The following is a 19,434-nucleotide window of genomic DNA, read 5'->3' as shown; positions in this document are numbered from 1 at the left end:
AATGAAAATTGCGCTATCCTCTTTCATGGTTCGCCCTCGCTAAGCATGGGGCAAGGCTCCGGCCAATCCAGAGCAACCCCCGAATTTAGCTTACCGCGGGGGCGGGCCATGCTCACCCCGCGAACATACGGTCTAAGACATGGGTGACAAGCTCGTGCCGAACGGGTTGTCGATGGTTTGCAAGGTCCTCTGCTCCAGGTCGATATATCCGAGATCATAGTGCATGAAGCTGACGAGCCAAATACCGTCGTCGACTTCCTTGATGCCGAGTTTCTGTCCGGCCAGCACGGTGGAGATATTGATCTTCTTGCGGTGCATGCAGATGCGGCCGCAATTGGTCACCAGTGCGTCACGGTCGTGGAACGGATAATCGATCTCCGGTAGCCCGTTATATCGGCGCGCCGATGGCGTGTAGAGATCGACCGGCACCTTCATCGCCAGGGCTTCATGCGGCCGTTCGGTATTGAATTCGCTGACGAATGCATCGAAGCGGGCCTGCTGCTGTAGGATATTTCTGCCGGGTGGAGGCGTCGCCTCTTTCTTCAGCGTCAGGTGCATGCGCTCATGCCGGCCATTCTCTTGCGGATGGCCCGGCCTGATGCGCTCGAGGCCGATGCCGAGCCGCAGCCACCAGACCGACAGCTTCGACAGATTGTAGAGGCCGTTGGGACTGGCGAATGGCAGGCCGTTGTCGCTGCGGATGGCATCCGGCAGACCGCGTTCGGCAAACAATCGGCGGAACGCCTCGAACACACCCACCTCCTTTGTCGATTCGAAGGCCTCGCAGGCGAGCAGGAAGCGTGACATCTGGTCGGTGACCGTCAGCGGGTAACAGTATCGGCCGTCACCGAGCTTGAACTCGCCCTTGAAGTCGGCACACCACAGATCGTTCGGCAGCAATGCTTGCGATAGGGCCGTTCCCTCAGCCCGAAAGCGGTGTCGCCTGCGGGCATGAGCGACCAGCCCGTGCCGGTCGAGCACCGCGTGCACCGTGCTCTTGGCGGGAATGCGCACATCGCCGGCCAGGCGCTTGACCAGCAGTTCTCTGATCTTCCTGGCACCCCAATGCGGCTTGTTCTTCTTGCACGAGATGATCATCGCCTCGACCGGCTCAGGCAGTTGATTGGCGTAACGCACCGGCCGGCGAGACCGATCCGTCAGCGCCTCCAGGCCGTCATCCTTGTAGCGGTTGAAGATCTTGTAACCGGTCTTGCGCGAGATGCCGAACTCCCGGCACACATCGCTCATGCCTTCGCCCTCAAGCAGCCGGGCGACAAAACGTAGACGTTCCTCCATCACCGAAGTCTCTTTCCACGGCATCAACACCTCCCGCCAAAAGCGAAAAGTGTTACCCATGTCTTCTCTATTCGGCGTGTTGAGGTCAAGCGCTTACGAGCGTCTCCGCCTCTTCGGGGCATGACATCTTCCGCAGGTCCTCGCTTCTCTTCGGGATCGGCGTTTCGCCCTCCCAGCATGGGGTTAGGAGAATGAGGCGGTTCAATCTCCGGAGCGTGATTACCGCGTGATGCGACGGCACAGAAATGGGTTCGAACTTGCCTCATCCATCGTCCTGCGAAGGACGTCCTTCCGCCGGCTGGCGGAACTTTGTGTCTTTCTCCTTCCGGCCTGTTGTCAGCTCGCTGATGTCATCGATTCCCGCGTCCAGCGGAATTCAGTGCCGTCGAGCCACATGCGATGCATGACGACCGCTAGGCGACGAGCGAGCGCGACTTTCGCTTTCGCCGTGCCGCGCCGCTTGGCGATGTTCATCGCCCAGGCCTTCAGCGACGACCATTTCCTCACGCGCGTCAGGAGGATTTGGGCAGCCTCATAGAGCAAAGTTCGCATCATGCCGTCTCCGCACAGCGATATGCAGCCGACGCGCTTACTTTCCCCGGACTCGTCGAGCTTCGGCGTTAGCCCCAGGATCGCCCCTACGGCCTTGGAGTTTCTGAAGCGCTGCGGAATGTCGATTGTCGCGGTATAGGCAAGCGCCACCACAGGGCCGACCCCAGGGATCGTCATCAGGCGCCGGCAGGTGGCATCATCCTTCACGACCGCCAGAGTTTGCCTGTGCAGGCGCGCAAATTCGGTACGCAGCTTCCGTCGAGCAGCAAGCAGTGGCTCCATGATCGCCGCGAGATCGGGCATGCCTTCGATGAGCTCGCGAATGCGCTCTTCGAACTTCGCCGTTCCCACAGCAGCAACCTTCAGCCCAAAATTGCGCAGGAGGCCGCGGATGTCGTTCTCGATGGCAATCGCCTTTTCCTGCAGCAACTTGCGGGCCGTCAAGAGCGCCCGCCGCTTCTGGCTCGTCAGCGTCTTCACATGCACGGGGCGATACAGATTGACGCGTATCATCTGTGCGATGCCGCGCGCATCGTTGCGATCCGTCTTGTTGGGCTGCGCCTTCAGGAATGCCTTCACGTGGCGCGTCTCGATGCAGATGACCGGCAATCCCGCCTTGGCCAACCCCTCGAATAACCACTGCGACAAAGGTCCGGCTTCCAGTCCGACCCGCACAACGTTCCAGGTCGAGTCCTTCAGCACTGTAATGAGATCGTCAGGGTGGCTGACCACCTTTATCTCACGACAGATCTTGCCGGATTCGTTGATAATGCAAACGGCGGTCTCTTTTACCGAGACATCGAGGCCAATAAAGTGCTTCATGCTGCGCTTCCTTTCCTGATGCTTGTGGCTGTTTGGACAGACCACGTTCTATCATCAGCTCGAAGCGCAGCACCTCCCTGCATCACCGTGGAAGATGGGGCGCAAGCCGAATACCCCATCTCCGGTACAAAACGTCACCTATGTCTCAGGTCGGGCACTGGCCAAAAGACTCCTGCCAACCCCGCGCCGACCGTTCAGCTTCGCGCGGTACGATCATACATCTGCGCGGCGATTTTCAGCCCTTTTTGATACTTGCCTGGGTCGGATCCAATCTTCTCGGCTTGCGCGAGATTGTCCTTGAGATCGGCGACCTTGACCGGACGGGCGAGCGGGTTCCTCAAGGCCCGCATGACGAATTCGTCATCGTTCTCGTCGGGTCGTTTGGTCAAAGCATCGACAGCATCGACGATCGTGGAACTGAAGCCCTGTTCCCGTAATCGATCCAGCGTCCAACCGGGTCCCTTTTCGACAACGTCGTGTAGGTACGCGACCACGCGCTCTTCTCCAGCCTCGACGGCATCAGCCACGCGTCTGCAATGCAGGAAATACGGTCCTCCGGTTTTGTCGGTCTGATCCGCGTGTGCCTTGAACGCGATCTTTGCCGCATTCAGCAGGTCTACGGCCGGTTGATCGTCGTGTTCATTGATCCATTGTCGCTGACCTGCGGTCATACCTTTCTTCCTCCGAGCTACCATTGGCCGGAGCGTTATTTTTCCGACCGCTCCAGGAGAATTCGCGCCTCTTCAAAACGGCGCTTCCGATCGCCGTCTGCCTCGTTCGGTGAATAGCACGTGCTCGATACGCAGAACCTCACGAGATGATGCGGCTTGTCCGTCTTGTCGAACTCGCATTCGAATGTGTCAGTCATGTCGGTCGGCGCGGTGCCTTCTCGCGTGGAATAGGTCATCCTCACGCCCGGCGGCTTCAATTCCGGAAAGGACTGAACGGTTCCGATCGCAAGCTTGTCCATCATGAAGAAGCCCTTGGCGACGGATTGACAGGTCGCCTCAAGGTCCCGCGACTGCGCGAATGCGGCGGCAGGAAACATGAGAAACAGGGATAGAACTAGGCCGCTTCGCAACTGCGTTGCCTCCGCCTGTTGATCGGGGAGGCCGACGAACCGGATCTCCTCCGCGCCATTAACGGTTGAAACATCCGAGAGTTCCTGTCGTTTCATCGCTTAGGACAAAAGTCCTCGCGCCCTCGGACTGAAGTCCTAGAACGGAACGCTCGCCTCGATAATCGGTTCCCTTTGGAGTGCTGAACAAGTCTTTAGTCCCAAAAGGATATCGACTTGACCAACATGTTCGTCAGCCGTTGGAACAGGGGAGTTGCCGCAATGCCGACATTCTTCTTGCGCCTGATTGATAAGGAATGTGTCGAGGCGGGAGATCTCCGCCACGATTGCGCCTCGGCCGAGGACGCGATTGAGGAGGCACGCATTGCTCTTGCCGAACTTGCCCGCGAGGGACTGCCACGCGTACCAGGGGGTACGCTCGCGGTCGAGGTATTGAACGAATATCACTGCCCCATCAAGGAAGTAAGATTGCTAGTGCAGGAGATCGACAGGTCCCTGGGTCCTGCCACTAGGGTGCAATTGGCGAGAAGCCGCGAAGAAGGCCCATGGGGCGAGGACAGGCAACAACAGGGAGCGAAGGAGTAGCGACCCTCACCGTTAATACAAGTGATATCTCGTGATTCGACCTGGAAGGAACTTGGCCGACTGGCTGCAGGCAAAGGCCCGGCCCTTCCTCAGGAGAAGTGGCAAGTGCTGTTCGATTGCTCCGGGAAGAGTTGCGGGTTCCTTCAACAAAAATTGCCTTGCGAGCATCGCGCGATCAGGGTAGCCGAGCATTGCAAGCCGTCCTTCCGAGTTCAATGGATCCCCGCATAAAATGAGTCCGAAATTGCTTTATCGATTCATCGATTTGTTCAGTGCGTCCAAATCCAAGTATCGTGATCATATCGTGCCGTTCCCGATCGATTCACAGATCATCATATCTCAGGCCACGCATGGGGAAATTGTCGGCTTCTATACGTCAAATTCGTTCTATGAGCATGAGGCTGCACGGATGGTCGCATCCGCTCAACGCCTTGGGTTGCCAGTTCACACAACCGCGGTGGATAGCACCGGCAGTTGGGTTCGCAACGCGGCGCTGAAGCCCACCTTTCTCCTCGATGCGCGTAGAAACCATCGCGGCCCGCTGCTCTACGTCGATGTGGACGCGGTGTTTCACCGAGATCCTTGGCCGGTTTTGGCGAGCTACAACTGCGATCTAGCGGTCTATCGAGAAGCGGACCGGTTGATTTCCGCAACCATCCTGCTGAATGACACGCCGGCGACGTTGCGCCTGCTGGAAGTATGGAAAGAACGGTGCGACCAGGATCCCGACATATGGGATCAAGTCGTCCTGCAGGAAATTCTTGATGAAGATCGCGCAAGCGAGACACCGCAATATCAGGTCGGCGACCTTCCCTCTTCGTTTTGTTGGATCTTCGACCGGCTCTTAAACACAAAGGCCGAGGCCGTTTATATCGAGCAACTGCAGGCAAGTCGGCAGGCCAAGGCCAACGAGAAGCGAGGCCGTAACAAAATGCTCGAGCGGCGCAAGGAACGCATCGCAACGATCGAAACGATCCTCGCGCCTTTGATGGACGCAAAAACCGACGAACGACCGAAGCTTTAGCGCGGACGCTTGGCACATGGCTGAAGCTAGCTCCTTTTGTCTAAGCGCATGCGTCGTTGCGGAACACTCCCATGCCTCGGTCGTTTAGCCTCCAGTCCAACACACAAGGAGACGACCTCATGGATTGGAACCGCGTCGAAGGAAACTGGAAGCAGATGAAAGGCAAGATCAAGGAGCAGTGGGGCAAACTCACCGACGATGATCTTGATCAGATTGCCGGCAAGCGCGATCAGTTGGAGGGCAAAATCCAGGAGCGCTACGGCATCGCACGCGATCGCGCACGGCGCGATATCGATGACTGGTACGGCCATCAAACCTGGCATTGATCAGGGTAAGCCCGGAGAGACGGCTTCTCCGGGCCTCACACCACTAGCGTTCCTGCGGAAAGTCGATCTTCGTCATGAAGCCGCGCTCGACCAGTTGCTGCGGCCCTTCATAACGAATTGACTGATCGTAGCTGAAATCTATCTCCCCTTCGCGGTGAAGCACATTCATCATCTTCTGGTAGTGTTCGGAGGAGTTATAGTGCTGTTTACCCTCAGCCGCCTCGGTAATCTTCGCCTTGTAATTGGTGAAGAACTTGAAATGCAAAATGGCGCCCCAGACAGAGGGGAAATTGCGCTCGTAGGGCAGCGGTTGATGCGGACTGCTTCCGAAAAAGCATTTCCTGTCCCAGTAAATGACGGGGTACTTGATAAGCTCATTGCCCTCGGAGAATTTCCGACCTCTTGGTCCGCCCTTGATGCTGATGCCGCGCTTTGTGAGCATTGACACATAGCTGTTGCCATCAAGATAGCGCGAGAACTGCCATGGCCTGTCGACGAAAGACTGCCCTCCGGCGACTTCGCTCAGGTTGGGATACATATCCAACATCGGTGCCGCCATTCGGCGGAGGTTTGCGGCTTCAAGTGCGCGGATGAGTGAAGGCAATGGTCTTTCGAAGCAGTCGTCGTAGACAAGGAATTCGTCAGAATCGACGTTCAGGTACCATCGGTTGAAGCCGTACTCGGAGAAGAGGCGTTCTCGCCAATTCCGGCCACGCCTCGCTTGGCCATACCTCACCGGAGAAGTCCAGACGTCAATGTCCGGCTCGTTCAACAGCGCTTCTCTTGTCCCGTCGGTCGAGACGTCGTCGACACAGATGAACCGCGTCACACCCAGTTGGCGATAATGTTGAATGAAAGCATTGAGAAGAACGATGTCGTTATGCGTGACAAAAACAAGCGGCACATCGGTTGCCCCCAGGGGCCGGATCTCGCCGACGGGCGAAATGCTCACATCGGGCCGATTGCGCCGTTCACGACGAGTTACCCGAAATGTGTCGTAGGCCGTCTGGAGGCGTTCCAGAAATGAGTGCGTAAGGTCCGGCGCGCCGGATGGAAATGGGTAATTCATGAGAGGAACACAGGACTCCTAGAACCGGAAATATTACCACAGACCTGACATTCATCGGTATGGCACCACGGCAACTTCATCGATCAGGCCGATGTGCAAGGATGCCTGATCCCCGCTGGTTTACTTCGTTGCCACGGAAATGCAACGACCCACGTTGCCAGCCTGCCTTGAGTGCCTTGAGCACCAAGAGACGATGCTAGGAAGTAAGCCGAAGGAAAATTACGATAGTTGACAATCTTCTAATAAACATAGTTAATTTTTAACTATTCTCCGATATCACGGGAACGCAGACGACCCTTGGTTGTTGTCGGCATGATCAGGAGGAGTTGCAGAATGCTTTTGAAGATTTTCACGGCAAAGCGCGAAATCCGGGACAATGGCGATACCGGCACATACGCCGACGGTTACCTTGCGCCTGAGGTAGCTCTTGCGTCTGCGCGCAATGACGATCGTGCATCCTACGAACGTGATTATGGTCGCGGCCGTAAGGTAGAGCAGGTTCCGCCGGGGTTCGCCTGAGTTTCCTTTTTTCGTTTTGTCCCGGCGCGAGCTCGTGCCCTGCAGCGAAGCCATGGTCTGTTGCATGAAATCAGAAAACCGTAATCGAAAAGGGCGGCATCGAGCCGCCCTTCGTTTTTCTACCCTTGCTGAGATTAGAACTCTGTCCAGTCGGCGTCGTCGCGCGGGCTGGAAGGCGCACTACCAGCACCGAATGCGCTTGCAAGTTTCTGCCCAAGCGCCCGAGCCGGCGAATTGGAGGGGCGCGTGACCCCTGGAGTGGCGATGCGGACTGGCGCCTTTCTGGCTGCGACCGGCGGTGCGGCCGGGCGCGGCGCGGAGTGGATCGGAGCGCTCTGCAGCGGCGCTGCGACAACCGTCGCGCTGAAGCCGCCGGTGCCGGTGAGCTTGAACTGGTCGAGCAGATTGTTCAGTGTCGCCGCTTCCGTTGCGAGCCTGTGGCTCGCAGCCGTGCTTTCCTCGACCATGGCCGCATTCTTTTGCGTTCCCTGGTCCATCGTATTCACGGCCGTATTGATCTCGTGCAGGCCGGTCGATTGTTCGCGGGCGGCTTCCGCAATCGCGTCGACATGCTGGTTGATCTCCTGAACCTCATGAACGATCGCATCGAGCGCCCTGCCGGTTTCGCCGACTAGCGAGACGCCCGTCTGGACATGGCCGCCGGATGTCGTGATCAGCGACTTGATCTCCCGGGCAGCGTTGGCGGAGCGCTGGGCGAGTTCGCGCACCTCCTGGGCAACGACGGCAAAGCCCTTGCCGGCCTCGCCGGCGCGGGCGGCTTCGACGCCGGCGTTGAGGGCAAGCAGGTTCGTCTGGAAGGCGATGTCATCGATGACGCCGATGATGTTGCCGATCTCTGCGGAGGACTGCTCGATCTTCTGCATCGCATTGACTGCCTTGCGCACGACCTGGCCGGACTTTTCCGCGCCTTCGCGCGTGCGCGCCACCAGCCCGCGTGCTTCCTCGGCGCGTCGTGCGGCATCTTTGACCGTGGTAGTAATTTCTTCGAGAGCAGCCGCCGTCTCTTCGACGGACGCTGCCTGCTGCTCCGTCCGCTTCGAAAGCTCGTCCGCCGAGGCGCGAATTTCGCTTGCACCGGCGGTGATGGCGCGGGCGTTCGCGCCGACCGTCTGCATCGTGTCGTTCAGCCTCAGGATCGAGTTGTTGAAATCCTGTCGCAGCGTATCGAGGTCGCCGACGAAAACCGCGTCGATCCGTGATGCGAGGTCGCCGGCCGCCAGCCGGCGCAAGCCGTCGCCAAGTGCGCCGACGGCGCGCGAAAGGTCCGCCGCCTCGGTTGCGCGCTGCGCTTCGCGTTCACGGCGTTCACTGTCACCGAGATTGCGGCTCTTTTCGGCCTCGCCCTCAAGCCGGATACGATCGACGGCATTGTCGCGGAAGACGGCAACGGCGCCGGCCATCTGGCCGACCTCGTCGCGACGATCGAGACCGTCGATGGGGCTCTGTGTATCGCCCTGAGCGAGCTGTGTCATGCGGTCACGCAAACGGGCCATCGGGGCAGTGATCCCCGCTTGAGCAACCCATACGGCAAGGCAGAGCGCGCCCAGTACCGCGAGGCCGATCAGCGCGAAGCAGAGGGTGATGCGCTGGTTGACAGTCGCGGAGAGCGCGTCGCCGCCATCGTTGAGCAATGCCATCAGTGCATCATTGTTGGCGATCATTTTCGGAGTGACTGTGCTCAGCTTGGCGTTGAGCATGCTGGCTGCGAGCTGCGCGCCGGCGCTGTCCTGTGCCTTGGCTAGGTCGACGACCTTGCTGGAAAGCGCTTCCATCTCGCCGATGCCGACGAGAATGTCATCAATCGCTTGCTTGCGGCTCGGAACCAAAGCGGCCGCCTGTTCGAGGCGTTCGCGCGCTTGCGACATCTTGCTTGGCGTCGCGAGCGCCGTGTTGAAAGCGGGCGTGTCCGGTTTGAGGCCGGCGATCAGCGTCACCTGGAGCACGGCTGCGTTTGCCGAAGCGCTGGCGCGCGATGCCAGCATGGCGGCCAGCGCCTCGTGATCGATGAAGGCGCTGTAGGTGGCGTCGGCGCCGCGGAATTCGGTGATGACGTAAACGACCCCCCCGAGCGCGATCGCCCCGAGAAGCGCGACGACGGATATAATCTTCGTCCGGATTTTGAGGTTCTTCAGCATGGATATGTCCAATCGCTTGATCCGGCCGATTGGGCGGCCGGCTATTGAAGCATTTTGAGATGCAGGGCATGTCGCAGGAAACGGCATGGTAGGATGCCCAAAAGGCTCGACATGCGCATCATGCATTCGGCCCGTGAGCCGGCGTCGTCCCGGCGAATAGAATGGGAGATTGCTTAATGTGCTCCTAACGCATGCTGCCTGTCCCCGGAAAAATTTCGACCCCGCCGCCAAAGGATGAGCAGTGCTAAGCGCGGCGCAACTTCTCACTGGTGCTGACCGGGACATGAGGCGTCTTGTCCCAGAAAAGGGCCTTCTCGGCAGCTCAAGAAGGACACGCCACGCCGCGACTGAGATCATCAGCCAGTAGAGTGGGACATAGATCCAGCGCCAGCCAATGCTGCGTTTCTCTTCGCGCAGCATCACGACCCTGCCGAGCAGCAAAAAAAGCCCATAGCTTGCCGCCATATTGGCGAGATCGAGGAGGAGGAGCCCGCCTTCGCTGCTATCGGTGGGTGGAAAACCGAGGGCTAGGTAGCCGGCGGTAGTGATGAGAAGCATGATCAGCCAGGGATGGGTGAGCGAGGACAGTAGCATGCGGCCGATCAGCAACTGGAACATCAGGAAGCCGCCCGTGCCCATCTCGCGCAGGAGACGCGTCGGCTCTCGCATCATCACCAGCCATGTCTGCAGCCAGCCTTTGAACCAGCGAGTCCGCTGGTTGAGCCAGACCCTGAATGTGGCCGGAGCATCCTCATAGGTCGGGCAATCGATGACGCCGCACTTGTAGCCGAGCCTATGAAGCCGCATGCCAAGATCGGTATCCTCGGTCACGTTATACGGGTCCCAACCGCCGCATTCCCTCAGTACCGCAACGCGCAAATGGTTGGAGGTGCCGCCGAGCGGAACCGGCATGCGCCGCCGAGTCAACATCGGCAGCAGCATGCGAAACAGCGCCGCATATTCCAACGCGAATGCCGCGGTGATCCAGGATGCCGCCCCGTTGGAAATCACGAGCGGCGCCTGAAGACACACGACGTCGTGAGGGCTTGTGGCAACTGCGAATAGGCTGCACGCAATTGGTCGGGATGAGGATGATCTTCCACGTCGTAGATCACGACGAATTCGCCGCGGGCACCGGCCAGCGCATAATTCAACGCTTTGGGTTTCGTACGCGGGTGGGCCGGCGGCACCTCGACGATCTCGAATTGCGGTCCAGGCCGCTCAGCCCTTAGAGCATCGATCGTCGCGTGATCGTCCGCCTCGCACACCAGCTTGATATCGAGTATCGAAGGTGGCCAGTTCAGCCGGCTAAGGGACCTAACGAGTTGAGCCACGACGTCTGCCTCCCGATAGAGAGCAACAAAGGACGGTGTAGACAGGGAGATGGTCTGAAGGGGGCGGGTCCGGCTCCCGACACCTGTGGTCGAGAAGTGCTGCGGCACGGACAAGGATGACGGCCAGATAGAGCAGCGAGATCGCTGCGTGCAGGGCGACCAGCGTGAGCGTGCCGGTAGTGAGGGCGAAGGCAAATGCGCAGATGCCTGCGCCCGCGAGAAATCCCTGCTTGCCTGAAAGAACGATCCGCGCGCTGAAGCGCGCCTTGTCCTCGAAGTGGGTGCTGACGCTTTCCCGCAATCGTCTGCTGCTACCGGCGCGCCACACCGCGGCCCGCAATGCTGCGGGCGTCGTGACGACGATGCTGTCGGCCAATCCCGGCTTCTTCTCGAATGTCTGCGAGAGTGCCGCGAGGTTCCGGGCCTCCGGCACAATCGCGAGCATGCATTTGCTAATATAGTTTAGCCGGATGCAGCGAGCCTGCAGGAGCTGGCTGTCGGGTGCCTTGTCGTCGTTGACAAGGGAACTGTCGATTGCCGAAAGAAAGGGAAGCCGAAGCCCGCGCCAGCGACGCGTTGGAGCTGTCGGCGTCGATGAAACCGCCTGCAAGGAGTTCCTGCTCGATGCTGGTGCCATTGCGGCGGGCGAGCAACATCGCCCGCGCGATGATCGGCTTGCCGATGCCGAGTTGCAGCAGAACCTCTGCTTCCTGCTAGTAGGAATCGTTGATCGTGCGCACCGTCGGCGGTGCGTCATGGCGTGTTGAACGATCATCCAAGCGCACGCGGTCATCAATCCCCGGCCGGCGCATATTCCCCGATAGGCATGACTCTGATACACCGTTTCCAGAATGGCAGTGCATGCTTGTCCCCGAGGCCGATCATAATGATGCAATTTAAACTAGCATCCCTAAATCTTAAGGGACTATGCAGCTTTTGGCTGTTTCTGGTTGTGCTTTTTTGCCCGTTCTCGTTGTCGGCCCAGCAGGCAACGCCAAACTTGCCATTGCTTTTCGATTCCAGGGAGCGGCTTGCAAAGCCGGATCTTTCGTCGCTCGTGCGGCTGCGCTTCCTGACGACGATCGATTTTCCGCCGTTCAACTTTACGGATCAGAATGGCAAGTTGGCCGGTTTCAACATCGATCTTGCGCGCGAGATCTGTAACGAACTGGAGATTGCAAGCAAATGCCAGATCCAGGCGCTGCCGTTCGCCGACCTGAAAGTTGCGCTGGCGGCATCACAAGGCGACGCCGTGATCGCCGGCATTGCCGTGAGCGAAGAACTGCGGCAGCAGTTCGCCTTTTCGCGACCGTATCTGATGCTGCCCGCTCGCTTTGTTCGAAACTTGAAGGCTCCCATCAAGGGTGAAGATGCGGGCGCTCTCGCGGACCATTCGGTTGGCGTGGTCAAGGCGACGGCGCACGAAGCCATGCTGTCCGCCTATTTCCCGAAAGTGAAGGCCGTACCCTTCGACAGCAAGGATGCCCTTTTGGCGGCATTGAGAGACGGCAAGGTGGATGCCGCCTTCGCCGATTCTCTCCAGCTTTCGTTCTGGGTTTCGTCGCAGGCTTCGACGAAATGCTGCGCGCTGTTTGACGGGCCTTATCTCTCCGAGCAGTTTCTTGGCGAAGGCATGACGATCATGCTGCGCGAGAAGGACGATGTGCTGACGGCCGCGCTGGACCACGCCCTGGCAGCGCTCTCGCGCAGCGGCCGGCTGCAGGAAATCTATCTGCGCTATTTCCCTTACGGCTTGTATTAGCCCTTGCGGAAGCGTGCGATCGCACTGCGCTCGATGGCGGCGCAGGTCAACTTGTCGAGACCGAGGCGGTCACGCAGCAGGCTGAGAAGCCGTAGTTCTTCCGCCTTTACCGAGAGGTCGGCCGAGGCAACTTCGACAGCGAGCGCATAGGCCGTGTCGTAAAGGCGCGAAGGAAGGGTGTCCTTGACGATTTCAAGCACGATGTCGAGTCCCTCGGAGCCGGCCAGCAGTGCCGCGCAATCGCGCGCAACCGAAATCAGCTTCTCGTCGTCGAAATCACGGAAAACTGGCAGGAAACCGATCAGTTGGCCGATACGTTCCATCTCGCGATCGTTCATCGTGCTGTCGACGGCGGATGCCATAACCATCACGTAGATCAGTGCGTCATGGGCGGAAAGCGGCTTGCTCATATCTCGATGATCCCTCTGGAATGAGCCAAGAGTCTAGGAACTGACCGGCGACATTACAAGCCGTCGGGCGGCAGATCGGCAGGCAGATTCTCAAGGGTGCCGGTTTCTGCGACGCTGCGAGGGTCATCACCATAGATGCCCTTGCCTGCCTGTCTTGCTGTCTCGCCGGCCTCGGTAAGCGCTGATCCTTTTTCTGCCTCTGCCCAGCCGTTTTCGACCAGCCACCGCGAAATGTCCTGCGTGCCGATCCGGCAGGCGGTCGTCACGGTGCCGGTCCAATCGGCGCCGTCGAGATCGCAGCGGACGGTTCTCAAGCGCAGAAACAATCGCACATTGGTTTTTGCCAGCATCCCGCATGGCCATTCCCGGCCCTTGCTGTCGGTGCAAGTCTTGTCCGCCGCCGTGGGGGTGATGCCGGCAAGCCGTAGGCGGCGGTTGCCAAAGGCAAGGACGCCGGCGCTTTCGGCGATCGGACGAACGAGGTCCACGCCTCTGTTTTCGGCAGGCTTCGCCGGTCGCTGCGGCTTCACCGCCGCGATGCGTTCAAGTGGCTTGCCGTTGATAACAGCAGGATAGAACTGGCTGGCATCGTCGACGCGCCGGGCATGCATGCTGGCCTCGGGATTTGTCGTCGGTTGAGCAACTGGCGCGGGCGGCGGCGCGTGGATTTCCGTCGGAGCTGTCGTTTCCACCGGATCAATGGCCGAGCCAAGCCTTTGTCCGCCCGCCGCGATCAGACCGGCGACCGTTCCGATTCCTGCAATAGCCGTCAGAATGGCCGCAGGACGCATGGAATATCTTCCTACTGACTGGCCCAGATGATACGGGCGATCCAATCGACGTCGGAAAGCTCGATCGTCCGGTTCGGATGTTCTGGATTGAGCGACATCAATTCGATCGATCGCGGGCTCTGGCGCCACAGCACCTTGGCCATGACCTCGCCTTCGCGGGTCTTGACGACGACGCGATCGTTGCGGCGAACCTGCGCGCCAGGCTCGACGATCAGCACGTCGCCGTCGCGGTAGAGCGGCATCATGCTCTCGCCCTGCACCTCGAGCGCGTAGACGCCCGCTTTCTGCGATGGCGCCGCAGGAAATTCCACGACATCCCAGCCTTGCCCGGCCGGAAAACCGCCATCATCAAAGAAACCGCCAGCTCCAGCCTGCGCAAAGCCGAGCAGTGGGATCGAGCTGCCCTGCGGCGGGAAGGCGCCGTCCGGAAGGCTGGAAAAACCGCCGGCCGGGCGCATGAAGGTCAGGAACTGCTCCATGCTGGCGCCCGTTGCATCCAGCACCTTGGCGATCGATTCCGTCGACGGCCAGCGCAACCGCCCATCGGCAGAAAGCCGCTTGGACTTGTTGAAGGAGGTTGGATCGAGCCCCGCCCGCCGGGCAAGACCGGATGGCGTCAGGTCATGCCGTTCGGCAAGCCTGTCGATCGCGCCCCAGATCTGCTCGTGTGACAGCATGTCGCCTGATTCCTGCGCGCCTGCGCCATCCTTTAACGACGAAATATTAACCGCAAGCCCAGTTGGAGTAAAGAGAAGAAAGGAATAAAATCCTGTCTCGCCTCAGGCGACCATGGCCATGTTGATTTTGCCGAGCTGGATCACCGCCTGCGTGCGGCTGTCGACATTGAGCTTGAGGAGGATCGCCGAAACATGCGCCTTGATCGTCGCCTCGGAAACGCCGAGCTCGTAGGCGATCTGCTTGTTGAGAAGGCCTTCCGCCAGCATTGTCAGCACACGGCTCTGCTGCGGCGTCAGCGTATGCAGCCGGTGGATCAGGTCGGCGACATCAGGGTCCTGCTCCTGCCCGCCGCGGTAGCTTTCGGGTGTGGCGATATCGCCGGCAAGGACCGTCTGGATGCCGCGGCGAATATCGTCGATCCCCGAGGATTTGGAGATGAAGCCCGATGCGCCGAGTTCCAGCGCGCGGCGGATCGTGGTGGTATCGTCAGTCGCGGAAATGATGACGATCGGCAGTCCGGCAAATTCGGAGCGCAGCGCCATCAAACCGGAAAAGCCGCTGACACCTGGCATCGAAAGATCAAGCAGCATCAGGTCTGCTTCAGGGTGCTTCCCGGCGGCCATCCGTGCCGCAGCAAAATCGCCGGCCTCGACGATAACAGGGTGGCCTTCCATGCCGATCACTGCCTGGCGTAGCGCATCCCGGAAAAGCGGATGGTCGTCGGCAATGATGATTGTCTGTTCCTGCATCGATAACTCCCTCCCAAGAGCTCGATCGCCGCGTCATGCCTCGCGCTCCCACGCGATACATCCCGCCATTCTGATATGACTATATCAAATCATGTCTTTTGCGGAAGGGCGTTGCGCTCCTCTTCGCTTTGGAATTCCTTGACTATCCCCATGAAGCTGCGCATCCAGCGCTCCATGATGCCGATCGAGCGGTTGATCTCCTCGTCGGAGGGCAGCGCCTTGTTGACGATGCTTTTGTTCTCCAGCGCCGTGACACGGGCCGAAAGCCGGTCGAGTTCCTGCTCATAGGCGGCGCGCTCATCGGCGGCCATCCGGCAGACCAGGGCGCCGTCCTTCTCCTCGCAAAGCGACATGGCGCCGGTCTGCTTGTCGAGGCGCACGAAGTGGTCACCGCTGCGCTCCAGCTGGAAGCGCGATGCGTCGGTTTCGGCCGCATGAACGCCGAGCGGCAGGAGAAGCGCGAAAAGGCCGATTGCGATATTGTTCATGGTTTCCTCCGGAAATCTCGGTGGCCACCGCATTTTTCACGGCGAGGCGTGGACATCGCCGCCGCTTTGCGGCAAAGCCCGGGAAAGACCAGCCATTCTGAGGCCATCATGACCCTGACACCCACGCTTTACAAGATCGTGACGGAAACGCTTTGGCAGGAGGCAAGGGCGGTCGGCGTTTTTCACGGCGCTCCGATAGACCTTACGGACGGCTACATCCACTTCTCGACCGCCACACAGGTCAGGCAGACGGCAGCACTCTACTTCGCCGGCCAGACCGGGCTCCTGCTCGTTGCCGTCGACAGCAGCAAGTTCGGCGACGAGCTCGTTTTCGAACCCTCGCGCGGCGGTGCTCTCTTTCCGCATCTCTATGCCGAACTGCCGCTTTCGGCCGTGTTGTGGGAGGCGCCGCTGCCGCTCGATGTCGCCGGCCAGCATATCTTTCCGGACCTTCAGCCATGATCGATCTTTTCAAGCACGCCGCCCGCAAGGGCCTGTTCCTCTTCGACCCCGAAACGGCGCACGGCATGTCGATTGCCGCACTGAAGGCGGGTGCTGTGCCGGCCTGCCGGATCGCGCCCGATCCGCGCCTGAGACAGAGCGTTGCCGGGCTCGATTTCATCAACCCGATCGGCATGGCGGCCGGTTATGACAAGAACGCAGAGGTGCCGGAGGCGTTGCTGAAGATCGGCTTCGGCTTCACCGAGATCGGCACCGTGACGCCGAAGCCGCAGCCCGGCAATCCGCGCCCGCGCATCTTCCGGCTGGTCGAGGACGAAGGCGTCATCAATCGCCTCGGCTTCAACAACGAGGGCCACGATGCCGCCTTGGCGCGTCTGTCGGCCATTCGCGGCAACGGCATCATCGGCGTCAACATCGGCGCCAACAAGGACAGCGAAGACCGCATCGGCGACTACGTCCTTGGCATTCGCCGGTTCTATTCCGTCGCCCGCTATTTTACCGCCAACATCTCATCACCGAACACGCCGGGCCTGCGCGATCTGCAGGCGCGGGAAAGCCTCGCCGCGCTCTTGTCGGCAGTGCTTGCCGCCCGCGACGCCGAAGCCGAGAAGGCAGGCAGAAAGATCCCGGTCTTCCTGAAGATCGCGCCAGATCTTACCGAAGAGGGGCTGGACGATATCGCCGCCGAAGCGCTGGCGCATGCCTTGGATGGCCTGATTGTCTCGAACACCACGCTTTCCCGTGAGGGCCTCAGGGACCGGCGCCAGGCCAAGGAGGCGGGCGGACTTTCCGGCAAGCCGCTGTTCGACAAGTCGACCGCGGTACTAGCGAAGATGCGCAAGCGCGTCGGCTCAGGCCTCCCGATCATCGGCGTCGGCGGCGTCTCGTCCGCGGAAACGGCGCTCGAGAAGATCAAGGCCGGTGCCGATCTCGTGCAGCTCTATTCCTGCATGGTTTATGAGGGGCCGGGCCTGCCGGGCACGATCGTTCGCGGTCTCTCGAAGCTGCTCGATCGCGAGCAGGTCAGATCCATCCGTGATCTCAGGGACACGAGGACGGATTACTGGGCGGCGCGGAACGTCTGATCCGCCCGCGGCCGCACGAGCATCGCCAGGAAGACACCGCGAAACAGCAGGAAGCCGTTCATCGCCAGCCATAGGCCATGATTGCCGAATAGCGGCACGAAGACGGCCAGCGCTATCAGATAGCCGGCAAACGACATGAGCATCCGGTTGCGCATGTCGATTGACCAGGTGGCGCCGATGAATACGCCGTCCATCAGGAAGGCCAAGGCGCCGGTTAGCCCGGTGACAGCCGCCCAGGGCAGGTAGGTTTCGGCCGCCTGCTGCACCTCCGGTGACGTCGTCAGCACGGAAATCAGCCATGGACCAGCCAACAGGAAGAATACCGAAATAATACCGGCGAGCCCGAAAGACCAGAGCGCCGTCAGCTTCAGACCGCGGTCGAACGCCGGCCGGTAGCGCGCGCCGATCGCCCGACCGGTGATTTGCTCGGCCGCGTTGGCAAGTCCGTCGAGATAATATCCGGAGAGTAGGAAGAAGTTCATCAGCACGGCGTTGGCGGCAAGTGTGACCGCCCCGAAGCTCGTTCCGATCCGTGTCATGATAGTGAACGCGGCCAACAGCACGAAGGTCCGGATCAGGATGTCGCGATTCAACGCAAACAATTCGGCCAGCCGATGCCGCGAGAAAATCTCCGCACGTCTCGGTCGATGCGCGCGATCGAAGCCACGAAGGACGATCAGCAGGCCGACAACAGCGCCGGCGGTCTCGCCGACCATCGTACCCCAGGCGACGCCCGCCACGCCCCAGTCGAGCCAGAGGCCGAGGTAGATCGCCAGCACGATGTTGATGCCGTTGATGATCGTCTGCAGCAACAGGCCGACGGTGCCCTGGCCGCGGCCAAGCACGAAGCCGAGGATTGCGTAGTTGGCCAGCGCTGCCGGACCGGCAAGAATGCGGATGGAGAAATAGGTGCTGGTGGCGGCCGCAACTGCGCTCTCGGGTCCCATCAGCTTCAGCCCCGCCGCAAGCAGCAACGGCGACAGACAGAGAAGTGCGATGCCGGAACCAAGCGCGGAGATCAGCGCTCGCCAGAAGACGCCCTGTTCGGCATGCCGGTCGTGCCGCCCGAAGGCCTGCGCCGTCAGACCCGTCGTGGAGGCGCGCAGGAAGTTGAAGCTGCCGAGGATGAGGTCGAAGAGCATGGCGCCGATCGCAAGCCCCGCCAGCGCATCGGGCTGACCCATATGGCCGACGACCCCCGTATCCACGAGGCCAAGGAGGGGCGTCGTCATGAAGCCGAGCGTCATCGGGATCGCGATCGACAACACCAGCCGGTGCGTCACGTCGAATGCCAGCCTGTTCTGGTGACCGTGAGTATCCATGTCTGCCTCTGAGAGGCGAGGCGGAATCGCCTCAGCCGGAAAGCACCATGGCCCAGTAGGGGACGTTTTTGGAAGCGGAATTGCGCGCCATAGCAACGCCTAGGCCATTGTAACGACCGAGCATGTTCTCCAGGTGGTGCGGAGAGTTGATCCAGGCGGTCACGACGGAGGGAACCGACTGCTGGCCGGCTGCGATGTTTTCCGCGGCTGGCATCTGCACGCCGCTTGCCTTGACGCGCGGGCCGAAGCCGTCGCCGATGCCCATCACGTGCTTCATCTTGCCGGCCGATGCCATGCGCTTGGCCTGGAACATCGCCGCGTCCTTGGCCGCGGGATCCGCCGAAAGCGGCGGCAGTCCATTCTTGGCGCGCAACTGGTTGACCAGTGGCAATGCGTCGGCCGTTTCGTCTTCGCCGTCCGAAGGCGTGGAAGAGAACTTGGGCGCCGTGGTGCAGCTTGCAACGCCAGCAACCAGTACGAGGCCGGATATGTGCAGCAGGCCGCGCCGCGAGAGGATGAGAGAGGTCATATTATCGCCGATAGCTGAAGAGACGGATGATGAGGAAGACCGGGATCACGACGGTCGCGCCAAGCAGCAGATAATCACCGACGCGTCCCAAAGCGGCAAAGCCGCGATGCCAGACTTCCAGAACGAAATTGCGGAAGCCGTAGATGAAATCCAGCGGCGCCCAGCCGAACACGGCCATGATGAAGCCGACGATCAGCGATACGACCAAAAGCTTGACCAATGTGCGGCCGAGGGAATCGCCGAGAAACTTGTTCATCTGATCGGACATGCGCCATCTCCTGTTTATCCCTGAAATACGGGCGCGAATCGTCGCTCGCAAGCCTTTTTCAGGTCTGGCGTTCCCGCCTCTGAAATAGGACTTGAGTTTTTTTGTGGCCGCAGCCAAATGCGGGTCGAT

The 19,434-nt window shown here is 60.2% G+C and carries 23 protein-coding genes and 1 pseudogene; 7 read left to right on the top strand and 17 right to left on the bottom strand.

Features of this window, described 5'->3' with window-relative positions:
- Positions 1 to 132: 132 nt before the first annotated feature.
- The 4 genes from ATY79_RS11890 to ATY79_RS11875 all read right to left on the bottom strand — a co-directional run bounded on the left by ATY79_RS11890 (position 133) and on the right by ATY79_RS11875 (position 3,718).
- On the bottom strand, positions 133 to 1,320 hold the full coding sequence (locus tag ATY79_RS11890; RefSeq protein ID WP_088703975.1) for a helix-turn-helix domain-containing protein: 1,188 nt from the start codon (positions 1,318 to 1,320) through the stop codon (positions 133 to 135).
- A 312-nt stretch (positions 1,321 to 1,632) separates the two neighbouring features.
- Complete coding sequence (locus ATY79_RS11885; protein WP_088703974.1) at positions 1,633 to 2,670, bottom strand: IS110 family transposase; 1,038 nt, start codon at positions 2,668 to 2,670, stop codon at positions 1,633 to 1,635.
- 194 nt (positions 2,671 to 2,864) lie between these two features.
- Complete coding sequence (locus tag ATY79_RS11880; RefSeq protein ID WP_088703973.1) at positions 2,865 to 3,341, bottom strand: HD domain-containing protein; 477 nt, start codon at positions 3,339 to 3,341, stop codon at positions 2,865 to 2,867.
- A gap of 35 nt (positions 3,342 to 3,376) precedes the next feature.
- A complete protein-coding gene (locus ATY79_RS11875) occupies positions 3,377 to 3,718 on the bottom strand; it encodes a hypothetical protein (protein WP_088691266.1) in 342 nt (113 codons plus the stop codon).
- A gap of 246 nt (positions 3,719 to 3,964) precedes the next feature.
- Between ATY79_RS11875 and ATY79_RS11870 the strand changes: the two genes are divergently transcribed.
- From ATY79_RS11870 to ATY79_RS11855, 3 genes are all read left to right on the top strand, one after another.
- A complete protein-coding gene (locus ATY79_RS11870) occupies positions 3,965 to 4,333 on the top strand; it encodes a hypothetical protein (protein ID WP_141105725.1) in 369 nt (122 codons plus the stop codon).
- Positions 4,334 to 4,577: 244 nt separating this feature from the next.
- Complete coding sequence (locus tag ATY79_RS11860; RefSeq protein WP_245312368.1) at positions 4,578 to 5,357, top strand: putative nucleotide-diphospho-sugar transferase; 780 nt, start codon at positions 4,578 to 4,580, stop codon at positions 5,355 to 5,357.
- A 119-nt stretch (positions 5,358 to 5,476) separates the two neighbouring features.
- Complete coding sequence (locus ATY79_RS11855) at positions 5,477 to 5,683, top strand: CsbD family protein (protein ID WP_088691270.1); 207 nt, start codon at positions 5,477 to 5,479, stop codon at positions 5,681 to 5,683.
- A gap of 43 nt (positions 5,684 to 5,726) precedes the next feature.
- On the opposite strand, the gene ATY79_RS11850 is transcribed toward ATY79_RS11855, so the two are convergent.
- Entirely contained in the window at positions 5,727 to 6,752 is a 1,026-nt protein-coding gene (locus ATY79_RS11850) for a glycosyltransferase family 2 protein (RefSeq protein WP_088703969.1), read from the bottom strand.
- Between the two features lie 333 nt (positions 6,753 to 7,085).
- Between ATY79_RS11850 and ATY79_RS11845 the strand changes: the two genes are divergently transcribed.
- On the top strand, positions 7,086 to 7,271 hold the full coding sequence (locus ATY79_RS11845; RefSeq protein ID WP_088703968.1) for a hypothetical protein: 186 nt from the start codon (positions 7,086 to 7,088) through the stop codon (positions 7,269 to 7,271).
- Between the two features lie 134 nt (positions 7,272 to 7,405).
- Here ATY79_RS11845 and ATY79_RS11840 read toward each other — a convergent pair whose 3' ends face one another.
- The 4 genes and pseudogenes from ATY79_RS11840 to ATY79_RS31485 form a co-directional block, all read right to left on the bottom strand.
- Complete coding sequence (locus ATY79_RS11840; protein ID WP_088703967.1) at positions 7,406 to 9,427, bottom strand: methyl-accepting chemotaxis protein; 2,022 nt, start codon at positions 9,425 to 9,427, stop codon at positions 7,406 to 7,408.
- A 585-nt stretch (positions 9,428 to 10,012) separates the two neighbouring features.
- A pseudogene (locus ATY79_RS31895) lies at positions 10,013 to 10,438 on the bottom strand (glycosyltransferase family 2 protein); the annotation flags it as partial.
- Positions 10,435 to 10,761, bottom strand: a complete 327-nt coding sequence (locus ATY79_RS31890) for a hypothetical protein (protein WP_280950881.1) — start codon at positions 10,759 to 10,761, stop codon at positions 10,435 to 10,437. The gene ATY79_RS31890 and the pseudogene ATY79_RS31895, both read right to left, overlap by 4 nt.
- Positions 10,745 to 11,371: a hypothetical protein gene (locus tag ATY79_RS31485; protein ID WP_245312367.1), complete on the bottom strand. Its 627-nt coding sequence runs from the start codon at positions 11,369 to 11,371 to the stop codon at positions 10,745 to 10,747. The genes ATY79_RS31890 and ATY79_RS31485 overlap by 17 nt, the downstream gene beginning before the upstream one ends.
- A gap of 276 nt (positions 11,372 to 11,647) precedes the next feature.
- On the opposite strand from ATY79_RS31485, the gene ATY79_RS11830 reads away from it, so the two are divergent.
- Positions 11,648 to 12,523 (top strand): transporter substrate-binding domain-containing protein, encoded by an 876-nt coding sequence (locus ATY79_RS11830; protein ID WP_088691274.1) that lies wholly within the window; start codon positions 11,648 to 11,650, stop codon positions 12,521 to 12,523.
- Here the strand turns inward: ATY79_RS11830 and ATY79_RS11825 are convergent.
- The 5 genes from ATY79_RS11825 to ATY79_RS11805 form a co-directional block, all read right to left on the bottom strand.
- The gene (locus ATY79_RS11825) at positions 12,520 to 12,933 is read right to left on the bottom strand and encodes a tellurite resistance TerB family protein (RefSeq protein WP_088691275.1); all 414 of its coding nucleotides are present in this window, start codon (positions 12,931 to 12,933) and stop codon (positions 12,520 to 12,522) included. The genes ATY79_RS11830 and ATY79_RS11825 overlap by 4 nt on opposite strands.
- Before the next feature lie 53 nt (positions 12,934 to 12,986).
- Complete coding sequence (locus ATY79_RS11820; protein ID WP_088703966.1) at positions 12,987 to 13,724, bottom strand: thermonuclease family protein; 738 nt, start codon at positions 13,722 to 13,724, stop codon at positions 12,987 to 12,989.
- An 11-nt stretch (positions 13,725 to 13,735) separates the two neighbouring features.
- Entirely contained in the window at positions 13,736 to 14,401 is a 666-nt protein-coding gene (locus ATY79_RS11815) for a helix-turn-helix transcriptional regulator (protein WP_088691277.1), read from the bottom strand.
- Between the two features lie 102 nt (positions 14,402 to 14,503).
- The gene (locus tag ATY79_RS11810; RefSeq protein ID WP_088703965.1) at positions 14,504 to 15,151 is read right to left on the bottom strand and encodes a response regulator transcription factor; all 648 of its coding nucleotides are present in this window, start codon (positions 15,149 to 15,151) and stop codon (positions 14,504 to 14,506) included.
- Between the two features lie 89 nt (positions 15,152 to 15,240).
- The gene (locus tag ATY79_RS11805) at positions 15,241 to 15,639 is read right to left on the bottom strand and encodes a hypothetical protein (RefSeq protein WP_088691279.1); all 399 of its coding nucleotides are present in this window, start codon (positions 15,637 to 15,639) and stop codon (positions 15,241 to 15,243) included.
- 48 nt (positions 15,640 to 15,687) lie between these two features.
- Here ATY79_RS11805 and ATY79_RS11800 point away from each other — a divergent pair, with 48 nt between their 5' ends.
- Positions 15,688 to 16,101, top strand: a complete 414-nt coding sequence (locus tag ATY79_RS11800) for a DUF952 domain-containing protein (RefSeq protein ID WP_088691280.1) — start codon at positions 15,688 to 15,690, stop codon at positions 16,099 to 16,101.
- Complete coding sequence (locus tag ATY79_RS11795; protein ID WP_088691281.1) at positions 16,098 to 17,186, top strand: quinone-dependent dihydroorotate dehydrogenase; 1,089 nt, start codon at positions 16,098 to 16,100, stop codon at positions 17,184 to 17,186. The genes ATY79_RS11800 and ATY79_RS11795 overlap by 4 nt, the downstream gene beginning before the upstream one ends.
- On the opposite strand, the gene ATY79_RS11790 is transcribed toward ATY79_RS11795, so the two are convergent.
- The 3 genes from ATY79_RS11790 to ATY79_RS11780 are packed head-to-tail and all read right to left on the bottom strand — an operon-like array spanning position 17,162 to position 19,305.
- Positions 17,162 to 18,508 carry an MATE family efflux transporter gene (locus tag ATY79_RS11790; RefSeq protein ID WP_088703964.1) on the bottom strand — a complete coding sequence of 449 codons (1,347 nt, stop codon included), beginning with the start codon at positions 18,506 to 18,508 and terminating at the stop codon, positions 17,162 to 17,164. The genes ATY79_RS11795 and ATY79_RS11790 overlap by 25 nt on opposite strands.
- A 31-nt stretch (positions 18,509 to 18,539) precedes the next feature.
- Positions 18,540 to 19,037 (bottom strand): CAP domain-containing protein, encoded by a 498-nt coding sequence (locus ATY79_RS11785; RefSeq protein WP_088691282.1) that lies wholly within the window; start codon positions 19,035 to 19,037, stop codon positions 18,540 to 18,542.
- Position 19,038: 1 nt separating this feature from the next.
- Positions 19,039 to 19,305, bottom strand: coding sequence for a DUF6460 domain-containing protein (locus ATY79_RS11780; RefSeq protein ID WP_088691283.1), 267 nt, complete (start codon positions 19,303 to 19,305; stop codon positions 19,039 to 19,041).
- Positions 19,306 to 19,434 lie beyond the last annotated feature (129 nt).

The sequence above is a fragment of the Rhizobium sp. R693 genome (genome assembly GCF_002211315.1).
Lineage (GTDB): Bacteria > Pseudomonadota > Alphaproteobacteria > Rhizobiales > Rhizobiaceae > Rhizobium.
The sequence above is the reverse complement of the archived record's forward strand: the minus strand, read 5'-3'. Positions and strand labels throughout refer to the sequence as shown.